We start from the raw sequence: 23,432 nt of genomic DNA, 5'->3' as shown, positions 1-23,432 counted from the left end.
GACGGTATGTCATCCGCCGCGCTGACAGGAGTGGCTTTCCCGCCCGAGCACGCGTTCCGTCACACGATGGGTCCGGATGGCCGGGAGTCGCTCGCCCACATGCTCATGTTCCCCGAGTTCGGGGTTGCCGGATTCATCTATCCGACCGTTCGAGCAGACGGGCATGCCAAGGGACGGGCCTCCGTGTTCGGTCCCGCACTGGCCGAACCGATCCACGAGCAGGTCGAAGAGGTCGTGCCCGGGTCCATGAATTTCGATGATTGGCGCACCGGGCCATTACGGATGCGAGTGATAGAACCCCACCAGCGCGTCGACATCGCGTGGGAGGGCGAGACCATCAAGTTCGTGGGCCGCTACGTGGCGATGCACCCGGTCTATGCGTTCAGCATGCACCCCCTGGGGAATCCCGGGTACTACGGCGACGACCGGACCGAGCAACATGGCCGCGTCACTGGGCGGCTCATTGCTCCCGGAATCGATCAGCAGGTCGAGGGATTCATGGTCCGAGATCACTCCTGGGGACCACGGATCTGGGGTCTCAACCAGCACTACAAGTGGTTTCACGCGATCACTGCGGCCAGTTCGATCCACTTCTTCGAAATGGACTCATTCGGCCGCAAGCAAGTTCGCGGCTACCTCTACCGTGACGGCCGGCTCGCGAACATTCTGTCGGTGGATTGCGACGTGGAGTACGACGATCAGATGCTGCACCGCCGGCTACGGGCGACCGTCGTCGACACCGAGGGCCGCACGGCGCGCGTTGATGCCGTGACCTTCGCCAGCGTCTCGATGGAGTTCGATCCGATGGTTTACAACAGCGAAGCGGCCGTGACCGTCGACATCGACGGTGACGTGGGAACCGGGTGGGCCGAATTTTGCTGGAATCGAAGCTATCTGAACTACGCGCGCCAATACGTGACCGCCTATAGCTGATCAGCCGGAAGCCGTGCCGGGTAATCGCGTCATCACATCGGCTCGGCGGCGGCGAGGACCCTCGCGATGCTGAGCGCGGTGGTGTGAACGGCCGGGCCCATGCGCCGGATGTCGACCTTGCCAATCCATCCCGATGCCGACACTGCGGCGATCGGAGGTCCGTCATTCACACGAACGGCGCTGGCGACACACGCCACCCCGACAGCAGATTCCTCGTGCTCGTAGGCCATGCCACTGGATTTGATCCACGCCAACTGGCGCCGCAGCGCCCCCGACGACGTGATCGTCCGGGGACCGACGCGTCCGAGTCCTGCAGCGATTGCGGCGTCGATCACATCGCTCGACGACCCGGCTAGGAGCGCCTTGCCGACGCCGGTCGCATGCGCCGGAAGGCGCCGGCCCACCGCCGAGGGGAATCGCGGGGCGTCACGTCCACGCAGGATCTCCACGTAGACGACATCGGTGCCGTCGAGAATCGCCAGATGGATCGTCTGCCCCGAGGCCTCCCGCAGATCTGCCATGAAAGGCAATGCCACCTCCCGCACCGACCGTCGCCGGGATGCCCGCTCACCCAATTCGAACAGTCGGAGCCCGAGAACCACTTTCCTTCCGTTGCGCTCCACGAAGCCGACGCTCTCCAGATCCTTGACGAGCCGTGACACGGTGGCTTTCGGAATGGCTGTCCGGCGCGCCAATTCGTTCACCCCGAGGCTGGTCTCATGGGGCTCGAAGGCGGCCAGAAGCGCCGAGATCCGTCGCACCACCGATGTCGAGGAATCGACTCGCGAAGTGTTCCGTTCTTCGGGACGCATGCCTTGAGTGTGTGCCGTCGCCCGGGGAAAATTCAAGGATGAGCACAAAAGTCGCCATCATCGGTTCCGGAAACATCGGCACCGATCTGCTGATCAAGATCAAGCGGCTCGCCGGCGAGGAACTCGAGACCGTCGCACTGGTGGGTATCGACCCCGAATCCGATGGCCTGTCCCGGGCGCGGCGGCTCGGCATCGACGCCGTCTCCACCGGCGTGCAGGGACTGGTCGAGCATCCGCGGTTCGACGAGATCGACATCGTCTTCGACGCAACCTCGGCCAAGGCGCACGAGCACAACGACTCGATCGTGCGCCCATACGGCAAGCGGTTGATCGACCTCACCCCGGCAGCGGTCGGGCCGTACGTGGTGCCGCCGGTCAATCTCGACGCCCACCTCGACGCCCCGAACATCAACATGGTGACCTGCGGCGGGCAGGCGACCATCCCGATGGTCGCGGCCATTTCGCAGGTGACACCGGTGTATTGGGCCGAGATCGTCGCCTCGATCGCATCCAGGTCGGCAGGTCCGGGGACCCGGGCCAACATCGACGAGTTCACCGAGACCACCTCCAAGGCGATAGAGCAGGTCGGCGGTGCCGCGCACGGCAAGGCGATCATCATCTTGAATCCTGCTGAGCCCCCGTTGATCATGCGCGACACGGTGCTCGCGCTGGTCGGCGAGGACCGCAAGGACGAAATCGTGGCTTCGATCGTGGCGATGGTGGCCACGGTCGCCACCTATGTGCCGGGATACCGGCTCAAGCAGGCGGTGCAGTTCACCAAGGTCGAGGAATCGATGGCCACCCTCACCGATGCGCCCGGGCCGCTGTGGAAGGTGACGGTGTTCCTCGAGGTCGAGGGCGCCGCGCACTACCTGCCGGCGTATGCCGGAAATCTGGACATCATGACGTCCGCGGCGCTGCGGGTAGCCCGCGCGATCGCGGCGCACAAAGTGGAGGCATAAAGATATGGGTAACGCACGGACGACCGCCAGTGACGGCCTGGCCCTCTACATCCAGGACGTCACCTTGCGGGACGGGATGCATGCGATTCGGCACCGGATCACTCCGGAGAACGTGGCCGCCATCGCCGCCGCGCTGGACCGGGCCGGAGTCGATGCCATCGAGGTGTCCCACGGTGACGGACTCGCGGGGCACTCGCTCACCTACGGACCGGGCAGTCACACCGACTGGGAGTGGCTGGAGGCCGCGGCGTCGAGCATTCACCGGGCGAAGCTGACGACGCTGCTGTTGCCGGGGATCGGAACCATCCACGAACTCGAGCGCGCTCATGAGTTGGGCGTGGCGTCGGTGCGGGTGGCCACGCACTGCACCGAGGCCGACGTCTCCGCCCAGCACATCGCGAAGGCGAAGGAGTTGGGCATGGACGTGTCCGGGTTCCTGATGATGTCGCACATGGCACCGGCGCCGGAGTTGGCCCGTCAGGCAAAGCTGATGGAGTCCTACGGTGCCGATTGCGTCTACGTGACGGACTCCGGTGGCCGGTTGACCATGGACGCCGTCCGCGACCGGGTTCGGGCCTACCGGGAGGTGCTGGAACCGGACACCCAGATCGGGATCCATGCCCACCAGAACCTGTCGCTGTCGGTGGCGAACTCCGTCGTCGCCGTCGAGGAGGGCGTCATCCGGGTCGACGCGTCGCTGGCCGGCCACGGCGCGGGCGCGGGGAACTGTCCGATCGAACCGTTCGTAGCGGTGGCAGATCTGCTGGGGTGGAAGCATTCCTGTGATCTCTTCGGGCTACAGGATGCTGCCGACGACCTGGTGCGTCCGCTGCAGGACCGCCCGGTGCAGGTCGACCGGGAGACGCTGACGTTGGGTTACGCAGGGGTGTACTCGAGCTTCTTGCGGCACGCCGAAAATGCGGCTTCCACTTACGGTTTGGACACCCGCGACATTCTGGTCGAGGTGGGTCGCCGGGGTCTGGTCGGCGGCCAGGAGGACATGATCACCGACGTCGCGCTCGACCTGCGCAACCGCAGGGGCAATTAGGCGGCATTCCCGGCGAAGCCCACGGCCACCGAGCCGATGCCGTCGATCGTCGAGGCGTACGTGCTGCCGGGCCGCGCCGGCACCATCGGCCCCAGCGCCCCGGACAGCACGATGTGCCCGGCACGAAGTGGTGAGCCGTTGTCGCGGGCGGTCCTGGCCAGCCACTGCAGCGCCAACAGCGGGCTTCCCAGGCAGTCCGAGCCGCGGCCCTGCGACACCGTGGCGCCGTCCTCGGTGAGCACCATGGCGCGGGAGACGAAGTCGATGTCGGCGACCGGAATTCGGGACTCGCCGAGGACGAACAGCGCCGAGGAGCCGTTGTCGGCAACGGTGCCGACGATGCTGATCGACCAGTCCCGGATACGGGAGTCGACGATCTCGATCGCCGGTACCGCGACGCCCGCCGCGGCCCGGACCGCGTCCTCGGACAAGTCGTCGACGAGGTCTGCGGCGAGAATGAACGCGATCTCGGCCTCGACCTTGGGTTGCAGCAATCGGCCGGCCGGGACAGTGGCGCCGTCGATCACCCGCATGTCGGCGAAGAGCATCCCGGAGTCGGGTTGGTCGACCCCGAGTTGGCGCTGCACCGCCGGGGACGTCAGGCCGATCTTGTGGCCGACGATGGTGCGCCCGCGGCGAAGAGAGTCCTCGGTGATGAGGTTCTGCACTGCGTAGGCGGACGCGATATCGTTGTCGCCGAGGATGTCTCGCACCGGTTCGCATTGACGCGGGGCGTCGGCAGCGGCGATCAACCGGTCGGCGGCGTCGTGTAGTCGAGATCGAGTCAGGGTCATGGTCTCCTCTGTTGTTCACGGGCGTCAGCCCATGCTGGCGCCGCCGTTGATGTAGATGGTCTGCCCGGTGATGAATCTGCTGTCGTCGCCGGCCAGGAAGGCGACGGTGGCGGCCACCTCCGCCGGGGTGCCCGGCCGGCCCAGCGGCACGATGGCGGTGCCCTGGTCGACGACCTCCACGAGGCGCGGGGGCGCCTCGCCCGAGGCGAACAACGCCGACAGTTCCGGCGTCAGCACGTAGCACGGAGCGACGGTGTTGGCGGTGATGTCGGCATCGGCGAACTCGCGGGCCAGACCGGTCATCATCGCGTGCACCCCGCCCTTGGCGGCGTTGTACATGGCGTGGTCCATCAGGCCGGTGCGTACCGAGTCGGCCCCGATGTTGATGAGCCGGCCGTGTCGGCGAGACACCATGTGCGGCAGAACCGCCCGGGTGCAGCGGATGGTGGTCCACAGATTGTTGTCGATGGTGGCCTGCAGGGTCTCCTCGGTGTGCTCGAGGGTCGGCGTGATCACCCCGCCGCCGGCATTGTTCACCAGGACGTCGATGTGGCCCAGCTCCGCGATCGCGACTTCGGCGAGATTATCGGCGACACCGGACTTCTGGAGCTCGCCCACGAAGCCTCCGGCGATCGCCGCCTGCGTTGCCACCCGCTCGAGGTCGGCTTCGGAGCGGGTGGCGGCGAACACCCGGGCGCCGTCGGTGATCAGCCGCTCGATGATGCCCAGACCGATGCCGGAGGAGGCGCCGGTGACGATCGCGGTGCGACCCGCGAGCGCTCCGCTCACAAGATGATCGCCACGTCACCGACACCGCGCAGGTCGGTCAGATCGAGTTCCGCGCGCTTGTAAGCGATTCGGAACCCGTTGCTGGTCAACCGCAACCGGTAGTGATACTTGCCGACGTAGGCGCTGGTCCGGCCGTCCCGGCATCGCCACACCGTGAACGACGCGCTCACCGGCAACTCCTCGCTCGGCTCTCCGAGGCGCACGTTGAAAACCTGGTGGTTGGTGCGTGAGTGCGGATACTCGCGATGGGCCCGGCGGTTGTTGAGCCGTTCCACCCTGGCTTGCATCCGCCGGTGATCATCGTCGATGAGCAGCAGATCGCGGTCCGAATCAGCGTCCAGTTTGTCGTTGCACGGCACCTCGTACCGGGCGTCGAGCTCATAGAGTTCGAGCCAGCCGTCGAGGTTCCACGCGTCCAGCAGTGCCGCCTCGTGGTAGAGGAAATCCTCGACTTCGGCGCGGGTGACGACGCGAGTGGCGGCGGTCATCGCGCACCGCCCAGGTCCGCTGCGTCACCCATCTGCTGCTGCCATCGTCTCCAGAACTCCCTCATCTGTTGCTCGTCGTTGGCCATCGGTCCACGGCCCATGCCCCGGGAGATGTCGTTCCATTCGACTCCGCCGCTGCTGAATCCGGTCTGGCACGATTCGAGCGCCTCGACGTCGTCGGGGGTGGCGAAACCGCCGGGGCCGAGGAAGGTCAGGAAGCTGTCGAGCCTGCGCTCACGCAGGCTGGGCACCTCGTCGGTGGGAGCCAACTCCCAGGCTGTCACGTCCACCCGGTTGGGAGCGGGGGAGAACATCGTGCGAACCGTCACTGCCATGATGTCGTTGATGATCAGATTCGGGTAGATGATCAGGTTGCGGTTGACCTCGCACATCTTGTGGGCCCGCTCCGCGCCGTACCGCTCGGTGAGCTCAGCGCGGATACGGTCGATCTCGACCTTGGCATCCTCGCCGAACAACGGTTCCCACTTGGCAACCGGGCGGCCCCAGGGTGCGGAGTACTCGATCACCGCGTGCCCGTTGCCGAGTTTGACGGCCTGACCGATCACGCCGCCCTGCAGGTCGGTGCCGATCGACACCAGGTACTTGAAGTAGGTGTCGTGGGTGGAAGCCGCATGATAGCCGTCGGCGCTGTTCTCGATCAGCAGCTTGTAGTTCGCGTCGAAGCTGTATTCGTTGGTACCCTTGATGATTTCGACCGATCCGCCGCAGCCGTCGACCACCAGATCGATGTACTCCTTCGCGCCGGCCAGCCACGTCGGCAGGTCGACGACATCGGCGTCGAAGCAGGCGAACACGAAGCCTCGGTAGGAGTCCACCCGGGCGACCTTGGCCAGCGACAACCTGTCGAAGTCCAATCCGTTGGAATAGCCCTCTCTGTCCGGGACGCCCTTGAGTTTGCCCTCGCTGTCGAAGGACCAGGCGTGGTAGAAGCACTGGAACACCTTCGAGTTGCCGGAGTCCTGCCGGCAGACCAGCGCCCCGCGGTGGGTGCAGGAGTTGTGGAAGACGTTGACGTCGCGGCTTTTTGCACCGCGGACCATGAAGATCGGCCGGCCCGCGAGATTCCTGCGAACGAAATCGCCGGGTTTGGGAACCTCGGACTCGTGGCCGACGTAGAGCCAGGAGTGCCCGAAGACCCGTTCCACTTCGGCTCGATGCACCTCCGCAGAGGTCATCGCCGAGCGATGCACCCGGAACGTCTGGTTGTCCTGGTCGTCGATTACCAGCGGTTCATGGGCGGGGGCGGTGGTGTCGTGCGTCGTCCAATCCTCGACTGTGCTCATGTGCGCTCCAAATAGGTTGCGACCAAGGCGGAGAACTCGTCTGCGCGGTCGATCTGGGTCCAGTGTCCGCATCGGCTGAATACGTGTAGGTCTGCGTTGGGCAACAGGTCGAGCATCGTCACCGAGACCGCCAGCGGCACGACCTTGTCCTCCCGGCCGTGGATCAGCAGGGTGGGCGTGTCGATGGCACGTACCTCTTCGGCGGTGATCGACAACTCGGACCCCTTGTGTTTGGGATCGAAGAACATCGCGCGGTAGGCCTCGTAGGCGCCGTCGGCGATGCTGGCTTCATAGCGGATGGTCACCAGTTCCTCGGTGATCAGGTTCGGATCGACGGCGAAGAAATTCTTCAGTAGATGCCGCATCGCCTCGTGCGACGGCTCGTAGGCGCGCAGCGCAGCCAGGCCCTCGGTCGGGGTCATCCCGACACCGGGGGAGCCCATCAGGACCATCCTGCTGATCCGTTCGGGATCATCGGTCGCCATTTGGAGGGCGATCCGGCCGCCGAGGGAGTTGCCGACGATCGCGGTGCGAGCGATGCCCTGCGCGTCGAGGAACGCCCACACGTGATCGGTCCAAGTGCGCAGCGAGTACACGATGTCGTCAGGACGCTCGGTGGCTCCGAATCCGACGATGTCGGGTGCCAGAACGTGGAGACGTCGGGACAGCGGGCCGATGTTGAGCTGCCAATTGGCCGTCCCGGATACGCCGGGGCCGGAACCGTGCAGCATCAGCACCGTTTCGCCGGAGCCGGCCTCGAGGTAGCTCGTTCGGATACCGCCGGCATCAACGATTTTCGGCGCGGCGATGGTCGTTGTCATTCCTGATCTTCTTCCTGGAGGATCGCGAAGCACTTGTTGGAGTTGAAGACATCGGTGACGACGAGTTCCGACCACGTCAGCTCGAGACCGAGTTCGGCGGCGGCGCCGGTCATGCAGAACCAGTTGAGCAGTTCCTGCTGGCCGGACTCGAGGATGTCCTGGGAGGTGGTGGCCTGCCAGCTGTCGTAGTCGCCCGTGGTCAACATCTCGTAGAGCCGCAAGTCGGAAGCGGTATCGGGGGACAGCCGCCAATTCTTGTCGACTAGGAACGCATGCGACCAGCTCGACGAGGCGACCAGGGCCACCCGCAGGTCGGTGCGGGCGAACGCGCCGGCCACCGCGCGGCCCAGCGCGAAGCAGCGGGCCGGGGTGGGCCCGACCGGATCGAGTCGTTCACCCCGGGTCTGCGCGAACGTCACCAGTCCGCCGCGGCGGGCGATCACATGCGGGCCGTAGCAATTCACCGTGATCGGGAGCAGCGGATAGGGGAACTTCGACCCGGCATCCGGGTAGTCGAGGAACAGTTGGGTGTTAACGATGGCATGTGGGAACGCCGAATCCTTGCGCTTCTCATACGAGTAGGCCATGTCGAATCCGCGCTCGATCAACTCACTGGTGAGCCAGCGGGCCTGGTCTGCGGCACTGCGCAAGGTGATGGTGGTGTGCTCGGGCAGTCCCCAGGCATTGGGGCTGCCGCGCTCGTTCATCAGCTCGAACGGCTCGGCTTCGATATCGGGGTACGCCAGTACACAGAACGGCGGGATGATCTCTTCGCGGAAGTTCTCGTACTGGTCGTCGCCCCATACAACCACCACGTCCGGCTTGAATTCGTCGAGCGCCGCACGGCAGCGAGCGAGATTGTCCACCAACGCCTTTCGGTGTTGGGTGGCTGCACTGACACCCTTGTCTGCTCCCCACTCCCGGCGCATCAACTCCGGCCAGTTCTCGGGGTTCTTCGCCGACTCGGGAATGTCGGGGTCATTGAGGGTCCAGCGCAGCAGGCTGGCCATGTGCTCATCCGTGCCCGCCAGCAGCGGATAGTGCGTCAGGCCGAGTCCAAGGAAGTGTGCCATAGTGATCCTCCAAATTTGTTCTGCTGATCCGGGCTCTGAGGTCGGGGGGAAGGTCGGCGACGATGTCGTCGAGCGGGTCGGGCGCTGCGGGGAAGGGGTAGTCGGATCCGAACACCATGTGGTCGGCGCCGACGACCTCGGCTGCGGCCAGCAGTCCGTGACGGGTGTAGGTCAGCGAGTCGCACCACAGCGACGCGGCCAGCCGACTGGGGAGTTCCGCCGAATCCGCTGCCATTCCACCGATCTGAGCGCCCTTGTCCAGTCGGCCGATGATCGCGGGCAGCGCGCCGGCGCCGTGCGCCAGGCAAAGACGGACCCCGGGCCGGCGGACCAGAGCCCCACTGGTGAGAAGCGAGGCCGCCGCCGTCGCGGTCTCGATCGGCATACCCGCGCCGAAACCCATCCCCAGTCCGGCCATTCGGGTGGGAAGGTCCTCGTCGCGGGGATGGATGAGGACCAGTGCGCCGAGTTCGTGGGCGACCGCGAAGAACCGGTCGAAGCGTTCGTCGGCGAGTTCGTCGCCGCGAACCTGGGTGGCGATCTCGATCCCGAGGAAGCCGGGGCGGGCCATGCACCGGCGCAGCTCGGCGACGGCGAGGTCGGGGTCCTGCAGTGCCACCGCGCCCAGGGCGGCGAACCGGGTGGGGTGTTCGGTGACGATCCGGGCGAAGAAGTCGTTCTGGGCTTCGGCCAGTTCCGCGGTGCCGGTGGGGTCGGCCTCGTAACAGAAGGTCACCGGGATCGGCGAGATCACCTGGAGGTCAACACCGTCGCGGTCCATGTCGGCCAGCCGGGCGACCGGTGACCAGCAGCGATGGTCGATCTGCCGGTAGCGTCGCGCGCCGTAGTGCAGCCATCCCGTGGTCTCCCCGGTGCGCTCCACACTCGGCCAGCGGTCACCACCGTGGCACCGGCTCAGGTCAGGCAGGTCCGTATCGACGGCATGGGTGTGCACGTCGATCAGGCCGCGGGACGAGCGAGAGGTGATGGCGAACCTCCATGGATGAGTGGGGTCCGGATCAGCCTAAAGTAATGTGCATGCACAATTCAAGATGTTTATGCAGAATGTTGTGGATCACATCTGCTTGGTGGTAGGAGTTACCTATGTGTGGGGGGTGTCCGGTGGCGCGGAGATCAGGGGTGTTGCGGGGTGTGCGGCGTGCGATCCGGGTCGTCGGCCCTGATCAGGTCGCGGTCGTGGCGGTTGATCGCTTCGACGAACGCGGCCTGATCGTGGACAGAGATCGCGGCCACGATGTCGTCGTGCACGACGAGGCTGCCGGCCACCAGCGGCTCATGGCCATCGACGAAGGTGACCCGGCTCAGCACTGCCTTGATGCTGGTGATGATCAGCTGGTGCATGCCTTCGAGCACCGGGATGTGGGCGGCGGCTGCGACGACGGCGTGGAATCTCAGCACGGCGTCGAAGAATTCGGGCGCCGTCCTGCTGGCCCGCATGCCGACCATCGCCGTCCGCATCGCGGCGATGTCGTTGCTGTCGGCCCGTTCGAAGGCGGCCTTGGTGAGTCCGAACTCCAGGTACAGGCGCGCCTCGAAAAGGTCGAGCGGGTGCGGGTTGGACGGCTGAAACCACAGGTCCAGCGCTCCAGTGCGCACCTGTGGCGGGGTGTTGGCGACGGTGATGCCCCCGCCGGGCCCTGGCCGAACCGACACCAGGTCGCGATCCCGCAGGATTCTCAGCGTTTCGTTCATCACCGTCGGGCTGATGCCGAACCGGTCCATCAACTCCGAGCGCCGGCCGAGGTGGGCACCCACGGGCAGGCGTTCGGACATGATCTCGTGCTCGAGGTCGGCAGCCACCACTTCGGCCCGCGACGAGCGCGCCGCCGGTTCACGGCGTGCCATCCATGGCCTCCTTCGACGCCGGTGATCCGACTATCCGTGATAGTAACTTCAAGGAGACGACAGTGACCGAATCCACCGCCGCAAGCCAGGTCTACCGCACCGCCCGCGATCTCCTGATTGCCCGCCGCGAGGACTATGACGCCGTAGCGCCGGGTTTCCAGTGGCCGGATGTGGGTGGCAGGTTCAACTGGGCGATCGACTGGTTCGACCATATCGCCCGCGGCAATCCGCGGACCGCGCTGCGCATCGTCGGCGATGACGGAACCGATGAGTCCTACTCGTTCGACGAGATGGCCCACCGATCCGACCGCCTGGCGAGGTGGCTCGCTGACGGTGGCGTCACGCCAGGGGCCCGCGTGATGCTGATGCTCGGCAACCAGGTTGAGCTATGGGAGTCGATGTTGGCTGTCATGAAACTCGGCGCGGTCATTCTGCCCGCTACCACGGCACTGGGGGCCAGGGACCTCGCCGACCGACTCGCGCGTGGCGGGGTCGCACACGTCATCACCAACGCCTCGGAGACCGAGAAGTTCGCCGACATTCCCGGCGACTACGGCCGGATCGCGATTGGTGATGCACCGCCTCTGTGGCGAAGCTACCGCGACTCCGAATCCGTCACCGGCCCAGAGCCGTTCGACACGCAGACCGCGCCGGACGACGCGATGCTCGTCTACTTCACGTCGGGCACGACGAGCCATCCCAAGCTCGTCGAGCACACTCACCGCTCATATCCCGTCGGTCACCTGTCGACGATGTACTTCATCGGGCTGCGGCCGGGGGACGTTCACCTCAATATCAGCTCACCGGGATGGGCGAAGCATGCCTGGAGTTCGTTTTTCGCCCCCTGGATCGCCGAGTCCACGATCGTGGCCTACAACTACGCCAGATTCGACCCGGCGCGGTTTCTGGAGATGCTGCAGCATGTGGCCGTGACCTCCCTCTGCGCGCCACCGACCGTGTGGCGCATGCTGATTCAAGCCCACCTCGGTGAGAAACCGCCCGCGCTGCGGGAGGCGCTGGGTGCCGGTGAGCCGCTCAACCCGGAGGTGATCGCACAGGTCCGTAGCAGCTGGAACCTGACCATCCGGGACGGGTTCGGCCAGACCGAGACCACCGCGCTGATCGGCAACACCCCTGGTGCCGTCGTCAAGCCGGGGTCGATGGGCCGGCCGCTGCCCGGCATCCCGATCGAGATCGTAGATCCCCTCACCGGCGCGGTAGCCGACGAAGGTGAGATCTGCCTGCGCCTGCAGGATCGGCCGGTGAATCTTATGACCGGTTACCTCGGTGACCCCGAGCGCAACGATGCTGTCATGGCCGGTGGTTACTACCACACCGGTGACGTGGCCAGCCGGGACGCCGACGGCTACATCACCTACATCGGCCGCACCGACGACGTCTTCAAGGCCTCCGACTACAAGATCTCCCCGTTCGAGCTGGAGAGCGTGTTGATCGAACATCCGGCTGTGGCCGAAGCCGCCGTGGTTCCCGCGTCGGACGCGATGCGGCTGGCAGTGCCGAAGGCCTACATCAGTTTGGCCGCCGGCTGGGCACCCGACCGGGCGACGGCCGACGCGATCTTCGCGCATGCCCGCGCAAACCTGGCCCCATACCAGAGGATCCGCCGCATCGAGTTCATGGAGTTGCCCAAGACGATCTCCGGCAAGATCCGTCGTGTCGAACTACGCAATCGGGAGAACACGACCGCCGAATTGCCCGACGAGTTCAGGGAAGGCTGACCGCTGATCGGATATGCCTCGACCGGGGGACGAAGTCTCTATCGGGAGGGGTGTGACCGGAGCGGCGGAATCCAGCATTGTTGCCGTGATGGCGGCAGTCTCTTGATGATGGTCAACTTTGGTATTATGGTATGACCAAATGCGAGTTGTACACATCGACCCCGGGCGGCTGGCCGGCTTTCAAAGACGAAGGACGACAACATGACTGAGTTCACCGACATCACCTACGAAGTCGACAACGGTTTGGCGTGGATCACCATCAACCGTCCCGAGCGCTACAACTCATTCCGCGCCCGCACCATCGACGAGCTGATCCGGGCGTTCAAGCTCGCCTGGGGCAGCGCCGAGGTGGGGGCGATCTGCCTGACCGGGGCAGGTGAGAAGGCGTTCTGCACCGGCGGAGACCAGAAGCAGCGCGCAGAGACCGGTGACTACGGCCCCTCGGACAGCGGCCTGTTCGAGGTCGACTCGCTGCACCGGGTGATCCGCGACGTGCCCAAACCGGTGATCGCCGCGGTGAACGGCTTTGCGATCGGCGGTGGTCACGTGCTGCACGTGCTGTGTGATCTGACGATCGCATCCGAGACTGCGGTATTCGGCCAGAACGGCCCCCGGGTCGGTTCCTTCGATGCCGGCTTCGGCACCGGCTACCTGGCCCGCGTGGTCGGCGAGAAGCGTGCCCGCGAAATCTGGTTCCTGTGCCGCAGGTACTCGGCTCAGCAGGCCTACGAGTGGGGTCTGGTCAACAAGGTGGTGCCTGCCGATCAGCTCAAGGCCGAAGTGCGGTCCTGGGCCGACGAGATCCTGCAGTTGTCGCCCACGTCGCTGAAGGTTCTCAAGCAGTCCTTCAATACCGACACCGAGCAGTTCGCCTCCGTTGGGCAGATGGCCTACTCGAACCTCAAGCTGTTCGGCGAGACTCCGGAGGCCAAGGAGGGCATTACCGCCTTCAACGAGAAGCGGGCCCCCGACTTCGCGCCGTACCGGGGCAGTTGAGTAAACGTGTTCACCGCTGAGCAAACCGATTTCGCACGCGCGATCGAACAGTTCTGTGCCGAACGCTGCGCCACCGCGGGACAGCGTTCGGAGCTGACCGACGGTGGTCGGCTTTCCAACAGCCCCGAACTGCTGTCACGACTGGCCGATCTGGGATGGCTGGGGGTGTCGCTTCCGGCGGAGTACGGCGGCGGGGGAGCCGGCATGGTCGAGGAGTGCATCTTCCTCGAGGAGACCGCCCGCGGGCTCGCGCCGATCCACGCCTACGGGACCGGGCTCACGGCGGCCCAGACGTACCTGCGCCATGGCACCGAGGAACAGAAGAAAGAGGTGCTGAACAACCTGTGCAGCGGGCGGTTCGAGGCGATCGCGCTCTCCGAGCCCGGGGCCGGCTCCGACCTCGGCTCGGTTCGCACCCGAGCTGTCCGCGACGGCGACCGGTTCCTCATCAACGGTCAGAAGACTTGGATCACCGCCGCCCATCTGGCCGATCACATGCTGGTGCTGACCCGCACGTCCACCGAGGGCAGTAAGCACCAGGGCCTCACCCTGCTCTACTTGACCACCGACACACCCGGACTGGACATCAAGCCGATCATCACGATGGACGGCCACACCGTCAACGAAGTCTTCTTCACCGACGTGGCCGTCCCTGCCGCGAACGTCGTCGGCGGAGTTGGCGACGCCTGGCACCGGCTGATGCGCGGTCTGAACGTGGAGCGGCTGATCATCGCGGCGATGTCCATCGGAGCTGCGCGGCGCTCGCTGGAGGACACCATCGCCTATGTCAAACAGCGCGAACAGTTCGGTCGCTCGATCGGAACCTTCCAGGCCGTCCGGCACCGCCTCGCCGACCTCGTCGCCGAGATCGACTGCTGCCGCGCCTACGTCTACCAGGTCGCGGCCCAGATCGACGCCGGCCTCGAGGACCAGCTGGCCCGCGAAGGATCGATCGCCAAGATGAAGTGCACCGAGGTCGCCAAGCTCGCCGCCTTGGAAGGCGTGCAGCTGATGGGCGGCAACGGTTACACCGTCGAGTATGGGATGGAGCTGCAGGTGCGCAAGGCGCTGGCTCCCCCGATCTATGGCGGAGCCAATGAGGTTCAGCGTGACATCATCGGGAAGAGCCTGGGGCTATGAGCACGCGAAGCATCTACACACCGGATGCCCTGGCCGACAAACGGATTCTGATCACCGGCGGCGGTACCGGCCTCGGCCGAGGTGTGGCGGCCCGATTGGTGGCGCACGGCGCGCAGGTGCACATCTGGGGTCGCCGCGAGGCCGTGCTGGCCGAGGCCGTCGCGGAGATCTCGGCCGGCCATCCCGGCTCGGCACACTATCAGGCGGTGAACGTTCGTGATTACGAGGCAGTTTCGGCGGCGGTCGACGAGATCTGGACTCAGCACGGCCCGTTGACCGGTCTGCTGAACAACGCGGCGGCCAACTTCATCGCGCCGACCGCGACGCTGAGCCCGCGTGCGTTCGAAGCCGTCACGTCGACGGTGATGACCGGATCGTTCAACACCACTCTGGCGATCGGGAAACGTTGGATCGCGCAGGGACTGCCGGGATCGGTGCTGTCCAACTTGACCACCTGGGTGTGGAGTGGGTCGGCGTTCGTCGTGCCCTCGGCCATGGCCAAGGCCGCCGTACACGCCATGACAATGTCCCTGGCTGTCGAGTGGGGCCGCTACGGGATCCGGCTCAACGCGCTGGCACCCGGACCGATCCCCACCGAATATGCCTGGGAGATGCTCAATCCCACCGACGAAAGCTCGGCCGGCGCGACCCAGGTCGACCAAATTCCGATGGGACGTGCCGGCACCATCGACGAACTGGCGAACCTGACCATCTTCGCCTTCTCCGACGCGTGCGACTATCTGACCGGAGAGACCATCGCCATGGACGGCGGCCAACGCCTAGCCGGGCCGAACACGTTCGCTGCGCTGACCGCGATGAGTGACGAGGATTGGGCGCAGGCACGACAGCACAGCACGGCCGCCTCGGCGGCGGCCAAAGCTGCTCGAACCGTCTGAGACAGGACGAAAGGTTCCCGCTGTGAGGGTCATTGCCTCGATCGACGACGCCGCCGCCGCCGTCGGCACCGAGCTGGGGGTCAGCGACTTTCTGACGGTGGATCAGCCGCGCATCGACAGCTTCGCCGAGGCGACCGGTGACCGGCAATGGATCCACGTCGACCCGCAGCGGGCCGAGCGGGAGAGCCCCTATGGCACCGCCATTGCGCACGGCCTGCTGACGCTGTCGCTGATCCCGGATCTGAGCAAGCAGTGCTTCGTCGTCGAAAACGCCAGAATGGGAATCAATTACGGGTTCGGCAAGGTGCGCTTCATCGAGCCGGTGCGAGTGGGCTCGCGACTGCGGGTGCGCTCGCATCTGCTCGACGCGTCCCGAATTGACGATGCCACTGTGCATCTGACGGTCCGTCACACCGTCGAGCTGGACGCCAGTGACCGGCCGGCTGCGGTGGCAGAGATGATCGGACGGTACGTCTTCTGACGGCAGTCGGTGTCACCCGGCCCGAACTTGGTGGCTGCCCTCGCTGGGCCACCATCTCCACGACGGCGTTCTCCCGTTGCGCTTCACCGTCGAGAAAGCGTCAACGGTTGGTACCTCCGCGGGTCCAGCGCGTAGTCCCGCTCGCCGAGGACACCGTGGTCTCGGTCATCTAGACGCCGCTGAAGACGGGCATGTTCTGCTGTGGTGCGGGATGTCTCGGGCATGGACGATCGGCGCTCAGCCGGATGTGACCAGGGCCGTCCACCGATCCTCATGGCGATAATCCGGTCCCGCCTTCGAGGGATCCCGACCTCACCGCACCTCGAATGCCGATGACAGCAAACCAGCCCGGGTGGGTGTGGAGGGGGCCGAGTGACTCCGAAGGGGCATGTTTATCCCCCATAGTGGCGCTGTTGCGCTGTGGCCCGCGTCGATAGCGTTTCCCCTTATGACTTGCGTCGAAGGTGACTGCCTGTGCGCCGGGATCGCGGCTGCCCTCGCATCCGCAGCGCGGGTCCGCCGCCATCGACGGGTTACCGGTCACAGGGGTGTGCGGTCGTGACACTGGCAACCTCCGCCACCAAGCCGCTGCGCGGTGTCGGCGAGTTCTTCGCGATGTCGCTGGACACCTTCGTTCAGATGTTCAAGCCGCCGTTTGCATGGCGCGAGTACGTGTTCCAGTCGTGGTTCGTGGCACGAGTGTCCGTGCTGCCGGCCCTGATGCTGACGATGCCCTACTCAGTGCTGCTGGTCTTCACGTTCAACATTCTGCTCACCGAATTCGGGGCAGCGGACTTCTCCGGCACGGGCGCCGCGATCGGCACCGTGAACCAGATCGGGCCGATCGTCACCGTCCTGGTGGTCTCCGGAGCCGGTGCCACCGCCATGTGCGCCGATCTCGGCGCACGGACCATTCGAGAAGAACTCGATGCCATGCGGGTGATGGGCATCAACCCGATCCAAGCGCTTGTCGTTCCCCGTGTGTTGGCAGCCACGACGGTGGCTCTGGCTCTCTCCGCGACGGTCATCCTGGTGGGCTTGGTCGGCGCATTCTTCTTCACCGTGTTCATCCAGAACGTCTCGGCGGGTGCGTTCATCGCGGGACTGACGCTGCTCACCGGGGTCTCCGACGTCATCGTGTCGCTGGTGAAGGCCACCCTGTTCGGGATGTCTGCAGGCCTTATCGCCTGCTACAAGGGAATCTCGGTCGGCGGTGGTCCGGCCGGTGTCGGCAACGCGGTCAACGAAACCGTGGTGTTCACCTTCATGGTGTTGTTCGCGATCAACGTCATCGTGACCGCGGTCGGTATCCAGTTCACGGTGCAATGAGATGACGCGATGACTGCGGTTCCGAGCAAGCCCAATCCGCGGCTTCGCCGCGTATCCGAAAGCTTGTCCGGCGGCTGGAATCAAATCGGTGAGCAGGCGTACTTCTACGCCAAGACGGTATCTTCGATTCCCGATGCGGTCGTCAGTTACCGCACCGAGCTCTACCGGCTCATCGCGCAAATGGGTTTGGGCGCAGGAGCACTCGCGGTCGTCGGTGGCACAGTGGCGATCGTGGGCTTCCTCACCATCACGACTGGGGCCTTGGTGGCGGTGCAGGGGTACAACCAGTTGGCATCCGTCGGGTTCGAAGCGCTGACTGGCTTCGCGTCGGCGTTCTTCAACGTCCGGCTCATCGTGCCGGGAACCACGGCAGTGGCACTGTCGGCAACCATCGGCGCCGGTGCAACAGCCCAACTGGGTGCGATGCGAATCAACGAGGAGATCGACGCGCTCGAGGTCATCGGCATACGCAGCGTGACGTACCTCGCCTCCACCCGGGTCATCGCCGGCGTGATCGTCGTTATCCCGCTGTACTGCGTGGCGGTCATGATGGCCTTCCTGGCGGCCCGCACCGGCACGACCTTGATCTACGGCCAGGGGTCAGGCGTGTATGACCACTACTTCAACACTTTTCTCAATCCCACCGATCTGATCTGGTCGTTCTTTCAGGTGGTGGCGATCGCGGTGGTGATCATGCTGGTGCACACCTACTACGGGTACACCGCGTCCGGCGGGCCGGCCGGGGTCGGCGAGGCAGTGGGCCGGGCCGTGCGGACTTCGATGGTGGTCGCGGCCGTCGAGATCATATTCATATCGCTTGCCGTCTATGGCCAGTCCGGCAATTTCAATCTGGCGGGGTAGCGGATGGATACCCGTGAACGACGTTTTCACCCCCGCTGGTGGGCACTGATGCTGTGCGCGGCTACTGCCATGTTCATCGTCGTCACCTCAGCGATTTTTGCCGGCACTTTCGTGTCTTCGGTGCCGGTGACGCTGACGTCCGAACGATCCGGTCTCATCATGGAGACCAACGCGAAGGTGAAAATGCGCGGTGTCCAGGTCGGCCGGGTCAGCCACATCGGCGCGGGCCAGCACGGGGCCAGGTTGATCCTGGAGATAGATCCCGATCAGATCCAGTACATCCCAGCCAACGTCGAGGCGGAGATCAACGTGACCACCGCGTTCGGCGCGAAGTTCGTGGAGCTGGTCGCGCCGAAGCAACCGAGCAAAGAACGGCTCGCTGCCGGCGCGGTTGTGCAGAGCAGGAATGTCACCACAGAGGTGAACACCGTGTTCGAGAATGTCGCCGACCTACTCGAGATGATCGATCCGGCGAAGCTGAACGCGGTGCTCTCCGCGGTGGCCGACGCGGTGCGCGGGCAAGGTGAGCGGATGGGTCAGGCGACCACCGATCTCAATCAGGTCTTGACAGCGCTCAACGACCGCAGCGAGATCATTCGTCAGGACTGGCGCTCATTCAAGAATTTCAACGACACCTACGCCGCCGCGGCCGACGACATTCTCACCGTCCTCGACGCCGCCAGCACCACCAGCACCACTCTCGTGGATCATTCGGCCTCACTGGACAATTTGCTGCTCAACGTCCTCGGGTTCGCGGACTCCGGGACCAACCTGCTCGCCAACACCAAGGACAATCTGGTCGCGTCCGCCGACCTCCTCGAGCCCACCGCGGACTTGCTGAACAAATACAGCCCCACATATGCCTGCATGCTGCAGGGCATGCAGTTCAACCTGGAAAACGGCGGGTATTCGGCGTTCGGCGGGACCGACGGCCGAACGCTGCACTTCGACGTCGCTCTGCTGCTCGGCAACGACCCCTACTCGTATCCGGAACATCTGCCGATCGTCGGCGCCAAGGGCGGACCGGGCGGGAAGCCGGGCTGCGGATCATTGCCCGACGTTGCGAAGAACTTTCCGGTGCGCCAGCTGGTGACCAACACCGGGTGGGGGAGGGGCGTGGATATTCGACCCAACCCCGGCATCGGGCATCCCTGTTACGCCAACTGGCTCCCGGCGACGCGCGCGGTCCCAGAGGCGCCCAGCGTCCGCCAGTGCATCCCGGGACCGGCGATCGGACCGGTCCCGTATCCGGGAGCGCCGCCCTACGGCGCACCGCTGTACGGGCCCGGTGGCGTGCCGCTGTGGCCGGGCGTCGCGCCGGCGCAGGCAGAACCGGGGCCGGCCAGACCCACCACCAATGGGCAGACACCACCGTGAGCGCCGACGAAGGACCGAATCGGGAGATTTCGCTGTGAAGGAACTGAAGGCCGCTGGGGTGCGCCTGGGAATCTTCCTGACCGTGTGCGCCCTCGGTGCGTTCCTCTTGGTGGCCGTGTTCGGGCAGGTCCGGTTCGGGGAAGGCAAGAACTACCTCGCCCAGTTCGTCAACGTCTCCGGCCTGCGCGAGGGTGACATCGTCAGGATCGCCGGTGTCGAGGTCGGCAAAGTCCAGACGATTACGGTCAACCGGGACGCGACGGTGACGGTCGAGTTCTCGGCCGACGAAACCGTCTCTCTCACTGAAGGATCTCGCGCGGCGATTCGCTACGACGACCTGATCGGCAACCGTTTTCTCGCTCTTTTGGAGGGCGCCGGGTCGCTTCAGACGCTCAAACCAGGTGGCACGATTCCTATGACCCGCACCGAGTCCGCATTGGATCTGGATACGTTGATCGGTGGATTTCGTCCGCTTTTCCGGGCGCTGGACCCCGCCCAGGTCAACGAGTTGACCGCACAGTTGATCGAGGCGTTCCAGGGACAGGGGCCGACGATCGGCTCGTTCCTGAATCAGGCCGCCGCGGTGACCAATACCCTGGCCGACCGCGATGTGCTGATCGGGGAGGTAGTCGACAACCTCAACGTCGTGCTGGGCTCGCTGGGTGGCCAGACCGAGAGGTTCGACAACGCGGTGACGTCGTTATCGGAACTGGTGCAGGGGCTTTCAGACCGTAGGAGCGACCTCTCCGATGCAGTTGCCTACGTCGACGCCGGTGCCGGGTCGTTTGCCGATCTGATGTCGCAGACCAGGGCGCCGTTCCGCAAGGTGGTTCAGGAACTCGACCGGGCGGCGGGAATCGCGGTGGCCGACCACGAATACCTTGACCGCTTCATCAATGAGCTGCCAGACAAGTACCGGGCCCTGAACCGCCAGGCGATGTACGGCGACTTCTTCAGCTTCTACCTGTGCGACTTGGTGCTCAAGCTCAACGGGAAAGGGGGCCAGCCGGTGTACATCAAGGTTGCCGGCCAGAGCACAGGGAGATGCGCACCGAAATGAAGACGTTCTCAGAACGCAGCCCGGTGCTCATCGGGATCATCGGCATCTCCATCGTGGCCACGATCACGATGGCCGCCCTGAACTATCAGAAGCTGCCGTTCTTCAGTCAGGGAACGGATTATTCGGCCGAATTCGCCGACGCCGGCGGGCTGTTCACCGGTGCCGCCGTCGAGGTCTCCGGTTACACCTCCGGAAAGGTCAAGAGTATCGAACTCGACGGCCAACAGGTGCGTGTGACGTTCTGGGTGGCCGACAACATTCACATCGGGGAACGCTCCGAGGCCCGGATCATCGCCAAGAGCCTTCTGGGCACCAAGGTGCTCGAGGTGCTTCCTCGCGGTGACAACCCGCTCGTCGAGACCATCCCGATGGACCGGACGACGTCGCCCTACCAGCTGCCCGACGCGGTGGGCGACCTTGCGACGACGATCGGCGGCCTGAACACCGTCCAGCTATCGGAATCGTTGACCACCCTGGCGCAGACCTTCTCCGACACCCCGGAAGAGTTGAGGTCCGCGGTTCAAGGTGTGGCGCGCTTCGCGCAGACACTCAACCGACGCGACGCCAATCTGCGCAACCTGCTGCAGAACGCCGCCAAGGCGACGGGTGTGCTCGCCAAGCGGACCGACCAGGTGGTCAGCCTGGTGCGGGAGACCAATGCACTGCTTGCCGAGTTGCGTACGCAGAGCGCAGCACTCGACAACATTTGGTACAGCCTCTCCGCGGCCGCGCAGCAACTCAAGGGGTTCATCGGCGAGAACCGGGTGGAGTTGCGGCCTGCCCTGGACAAGCTCAACGGGGTCTTGACTATTCTCGACAATCGTAAGGAACGCCTGCAGCTGGCGGTGAAAGGTCTCAACACCTATGCCATGTCTCTTGGCGAGTCGATCTCCTCGGGACCGTTTTTCAAAGCGTATGTCGTCAATCTGCTGCCGGGTCAGTTCGTCCAACCGTTCATCGATGTCGCGTTCTCAGACCTCGGACTCGACCCGAATGTGCTGCTGCCCTCGGAGTTGACCGACCCGCCGACCGGTCAGGCCGGCACCCCGGCGCTTCCGGTGCCGTTCCCGCGAACGGGTCAGGGAGGCGAGCCGCATCTGACCCTGCCCGACGCGATCACCGGCAACGCCGATCCCAACCTGCCTGTTCAGTCACCGGGCCGGTACCCGTATCGAGAGCCGCTGCCGGCACCACCGCCGGGCGGCCCGCCGCCCGGGGCGCCCGCACCCGCCCCGCCGGGGCTGGAGTCGGTACCGGAACCGACGCCCGCACCCGTCTATGTACCTGCACCGGGTGAGGTCCCCGCCGCATCAGGAGCCCAGCCGTGATCGCCGGTGTGCTGTCCCGCAAGTTCCTGACCGTGGCCCTGGTGCTGGTGCTCATCGGCGGGGTGATCACTGCAGTGCGTGCGTCCGGTCACAGCGCCCGAACCCTGGTGGTCGGCTTCTTCGACAACAGCACTGCGCTGTTTCCCGGCGACGACGTCCGCATCCTTGGCGTGCCGGTGGGAAAAGTGGACAGGATCGAGCCGCAGCCCGACCGTGTCAAGATCTGGTTCTGGTTCGACAGTGACGTCAAGGTCCCGGCCGACGTCAACGCGGTCATCATGTCGCCGCAGCTGGTGACCGGTCGGGCGATCCAACTGACGCCCGCGTACGCCGACGGCCCCACGCTGCAGAACGGCGCCGAGATTCCGCAGTCCCGCACCGCTGTGCCGGTCGAGTGGGATGACGTGCGCGAACAACTTCAGCGGGTGAACGAACTGCTGCAGCCCACCGAGCCGGGCGGGGTGAGCACGTTGGGTGAGTTCATCACCACCGCCGCCAACAATCTGCGCGGGCAGGGCCCGGCCATCCGCGACACCATCATCAAGCTGTCGCAGACGTTGTCCGCGCTCGGAGACCACAGTCAAGACCTCTTCGGAACATTCAAGAATTTGTCGACGTTGGTGTCCGCGCTGGAGGACAGCGCTGGTCTGCTCGAGCAGCTCAACGGAAACCTGGCCGCGACAACGGCGTTGGTGGCCGACGACCCCAACAAGGTCGGGCAGACGGTCGAAGACCTCAACTCTGTTGTCGGTGATCTGCAGAGCTTCGCCGCCGACAACCGTGAGGCCCTCGGCACCACCTCGGACAAGCTGGGATCGATCACCACGGCGATGGTCGAGAGCCTCGACGACATCGAGCAAGCACTACACCTTGCACCTGCCGCGTTTCAGAACTTCAGCAACATCTTCGAGCCGGCCAACGGTTCCTTCACCGGCGCGCTGGCGGTCAACAACTTCGCCAACCCGATCGGCTTCCTGTGCGGAGCGGTCCAGGCCGCATCCCGCCTGGGCGCCGAGCAATCCTCGAAACTGTGTGCCCAGTATCTGGCGCCAATCATGAAGAACCGACAGTACAACTTCCCGCCCTTGGGATTTGACCTGTTCGTCGGGGCGCAGGCGCGACCCAACGAGGTCACCTTCAGCGAGGACTGGATGCGGCCCGACTTTGTTCCGCCGGCCGCACCGGGCGCTCCCGCCGCTGCCGGGGCGCCGCTGCCGGCCGGGCCGTTGGCCGCTGAGGCGACTGCGCCGGATTCCCCCGCGCCAGAGACGGTTTCGACAGATCCCAGTGCCGGTCTACCTGGCTTGATGGTTCCTCCCGGAGGTGGCTGATGAG

The 23,432-nt window shown here is 65.2% G+C and carries 23 protein-coding genes; 14 read left to right on the top strand and 9 right to left on the bottom strand.

Annotated elements, in window-relative coordinates:
* The first annotated feature begins 6 nt into the window (after positions 1-6).
* A complete protein-coding gene (locus H7I57_RS27545) occupies positions 7-933 on the top strand; it encodes a DUF7064 domain-containing protein (RefSeq protein ID WP_264027556.1) in 927 nt (308 codons plus the stop codon).
* Between the two features lie 32 nt (positions 934-965).
* Here H7I57_RS27545 and H7I57_RS27540 read toward each other — a convergent pair whose 3' ends face one another.
* Positions 966-1,745, bottom strand: a complete 780-nt coding sequence (locus tag H7I57_RS27540) for an IclR family transcriptional regulator (protein ID WP_264027554.1) — start codon at positions 1,743-1,745, stop codon at positions 966-968.
* A 38-nt stretch (positions 1,746-1,783) separates the two neighbouring features.
* Between H7I57_RS27540 and H7I57_RS27535 the strand changes: the two genes are divergently transcribed.
* The gene (locus tag H7I57_RS27535) at positions 1,784-2,707 is read left to right on the top strand and encodes an acetaldehyde dehydrogenase (acetylating) (RefSeq protein WP_264027553.1); all 924 of its coding nucleotides are present in this window, start codon (positions 1,784-1,786) and stop codon (positions 2,705-2,707) included.
* 4 nt (positions 2,708-2,711) lie between these two features.
* Positions 2,712-3,755 (top strand): 4-hydroxy-2-oxovalerate aldolase, encoded by a 1,044-nt coding sequence (gene dmpG / locus H7I57_RS27530; protein WP_264027551.1) that lies wholly within the window; start codon positions 2,712-2,714, stop codon positions 3,753-3,755.
* On the opposite strand, the gene H7I57_RS27525 is transcribed toward dmpG, so the two are convergent.
* The 8 genes from H7I57_RS27525 to H7I57_RS27490 all read right to left on the bottom strand — a co-directional run bounded on the left by H7I57_RS27525 (position 3,752) and on the right by H7I57_RS27490 (position 10,890).
* A complete protein-coding gene (locus H7I57_RS27525) occupies positions 3,752-4,549 on the bottom strand; it encodes a 2-keto-4-pentenoate hydratase (RefSeq protein WP_264027550.1) in 798 nt (265 codons plus the stop codon). The genes dmpG and H7I57_RS27525 overlap by 4 nt on opposite strands.
* 24 nt (positions 4,550-4,573) lie before the next feature.
* Positions 4,574-5,338, bottom strand: coding sequence for an SDR family NAD(P)-dependent oxidoreductase (locus tag H7I57_RS27520; protein ID WP_264027549.1), 765 nt, complete (start codon positions 5,336-5,338; stop codon positions 4,574-4,576).
* On the bottom strand, positions 5,335-5,826 hold the full coding sequence (locus H7I57_RS27515; RefSeq protein WP_264027547.1) for an aromatic-ring-hydroxylating dioxygenase subunit beta: 492 nt from the start codon (positions 5,824-5,826) through the stop codon (positions 5,335-5,337). Before H7I57_RS27515 ends, H7I57_RS27520 begins: the two co-directional genes overlap by 4 nt.
* Positions 5,823-7,130 carry an aromatic ring-hydroxylating oxygenase subunit alpha gene (locus H7I57_RS27510; RefSeq protein WP_264027545.1) on the bottom strand — a complete coding sequence of 436 codons (1,308 nt, stop codon included), beginning with the start codon at positions 7,128-7,130 and terminating at the stop codon, positions 5,823-5,825. The genes H7I57_RS27515 and H7I57_RS27510 overlap by 4 nt, the downstream gene beginning before the upstream one ends.
* Positions 7,127-7,951: an alpha/beta fold hydrolase gene (locus H7I57_RS27505; protein ID WP_264027543.1), complete on the bottom strand. Its 825-nt coding sequence runs from the start codon at positions 7,949-7,951 to the stop codon at positions 7,127-7,129. The genes H7I57_RS27510 and H7I57_RS27505 overlap by 4 nt, the downstream gene beginning before the upstream one ends.
* On the bottom strand, positions 7,948-9,024 hold the full coding sequence (locus H7I57_RS27500; RefSeq protein WP_264027542.1) for a DODA-type extradiol aromatic ring-opening family dioxygenase: 1,077 nt from the start codon (positions 9,022-9,024) through the stop codon (positions 7,948-7,950). The genes H7I57_RS27505 and H7I57_RS27500 overlap by 4 nt, the downstream gene beginning before the upstream one ends.
* Positions 8,966-9,979 (bottom strand): amidohydrolase family protein, encoded by a 1,014-nt coding sequence (locus tag H7I57_RS27495; RefSeq protein WP_264027541.1) that lies wholly within the window; start codon positions 9,977-9,979, stop codon positions 8,966-8,968. The genes H7I57_RS27500 and H7I57_RS27495 overlap by 59 nt, the downstream gene beginning before the upstream one ends.
* Positions 9,980-10,158: 179 nt before the next feature.
* Positions 10,159-10,890, bottom strand: coding sequence for a FadR/GntR family transcriptional regulator (locus H7I57_RS27490; RefSeq protein WP_264027540.1), 732 nt, complete (start codon positions 10,888-10,890; stop codon positions 10,159-10,161).
* Between the two features lie 2 nt (positions 10,891-10,892).
* Here H7I57_RS27490 and H7I57_RS27485 point away from each other — a divergent pair, with 2 nt between their 5' ends.
* From H7I57_RS27485 to H7I57_RS27435, 11 genes are all read left to right on the top strand, one after another.
* The gene (locus tag H7I57_RS27485) at positions 10,893-12,629 is read left to right on the top strand and encodes an AMP-binding protein (protein WP_264027538.1); all 1,737 of its coding nucleotides are present in this window, start codon (positions 10,893-10,895) and stop codon (positions 12,627-12,629) included.
* A gap of 201 nt (positions 12,630-12,830) precedes the next feature.
* Positions 12,831-13,625: an enoyl-CoA hydratase-related protein gene (locus H7I57_RS27480; RefSeq protein ID WP_264027536.1), complete on the top strand. Its 795-nt coding sequence runs from the start codon at positions 12,831-12,833 to the stop codon at positions 13,623-13,625.
* Between the two features lie 6 nt (positions 13,626-13,631).
* Positions 13,632-14,765, top strand: a complete 1,134-nt coding sequence (locus H7I57_RS27475) for an acyl-CoA dehydrogenase family protein (protein WP_264027534.1) — start codon at positions 13,632-13,634, stop codon at positions 14,763-14,765.
* Complete coding sequence (locus H7I57_RS27470) at positions 14,762-15,661, top strand: SDR family oxidoreductase (RefSeq protein ID WP_264027532.1); 900 nt, start codon at positions 14,762-14,764, stop codon at positions 15,659-15,661. Before H7I57_RS27475 ends, H7I57_RS27470 begins: the two co-directional genes overlap by 4 nt.
* A gap of 22 nt (positions 15,662-15,683) precedes the next feature.
* Positions 15,684-16,142 carry a MaoC family dehydratase gene (locus tag H7I57_RS27465; protein WP_264027530.1) on the top strand — a complete coding sequence of 153 codons (459 nt, stop codon included), beginning with the start codon at positions 15,684-15,686 and terminating at the stop codon, positions 16,140-16,142.
* A 615-nt stretch (positions 16,143-16,757) separates the two neighbouring features.
* Positions 16,758-17,471: an MlaE family ABC transporter permease gene (locus tag H7I57_RS27460; RefSeq protein WP_264027665.1), complete on the top strand. Its 714-nt coding sequence runs from the start codon at positions 16,758-16,760 to the stop codon at positions 17,469-17,471.
* Positions 17,472-17,480: 9 nt separating this feature from the next.
* Positions 17,481-18,332: an ABC transporter permease gene (locus H7I57_RS27455; protein ID WP_264027528.1), complete on the top strand. Its 852-nt coding sequence runs from the start codon at positions 17,481-17,483 to the stop codon at positions 18,330-18,332.
* Positions 18,333-18,335: 3 nt separating this feature from the next.
* Entirely contained in the window at positions 18,336-19,709 is a 1,374-nt protein-coding gene (locus H7I57_RS27450; RefSeq protein ID WP_264027527.1) for an MCE family protein, read from the top strand.
* 34 nt (positions 19,710-19,743) lie between these two features.
* A complete protein-coding gene (locus H7I57_RS27445) occupies positions 19,744-20,769 on the top strand; it encodes a virulence factor Mce family protein (protein ID WP_264027526.1) in 1,026 nt (341 codons plus the stop codon).
* Positions 20,754-22,097 (top strand): MCE family protein, encoded by a 1,344-nt coding sequence (locus H7I57_RS27440; protein WP_264027524.1) that lies wholly within the window; start codon positions 20,754-20,756, stop codon positions 22,095-22,097. The genes H7I57_RS27445 and H7I57_RS27440 overlap by 16 nt, the downstream gene beginning before the upstream one ends.
* Complete coding sequence (locus tag H7I57_RS27435) at positions 22,094-23,428, top strand: MCE family protein (protein ID WP_264027522.1); 1,335 nt, start codon at positions 22,094-22,096, stop codon at positions 23,426-23,428. Before H7I57_RS27440 ends, H7I57_RS27435 begins: the two co-directional genes overlap by 4 nt.
* Positions 23,429-23,432 lie beyond the last annotated feature (4 nt).

It is taken from the genome of Mycolicibacterium pyrenivorans, assembly GCF_025821625.1.
In the GTDB taxonomy this organism is placed as follows: domain Bacteria; phylum Actinomycetota; class Actinomycetes; order Mycobacteriales; family Mycobacteriaceae; genus Mycobacterium; species Mycobacterium pyrenivorans.
This window is presented reverse-complemented; position numbering and strand designations above follow the sequence as displayed.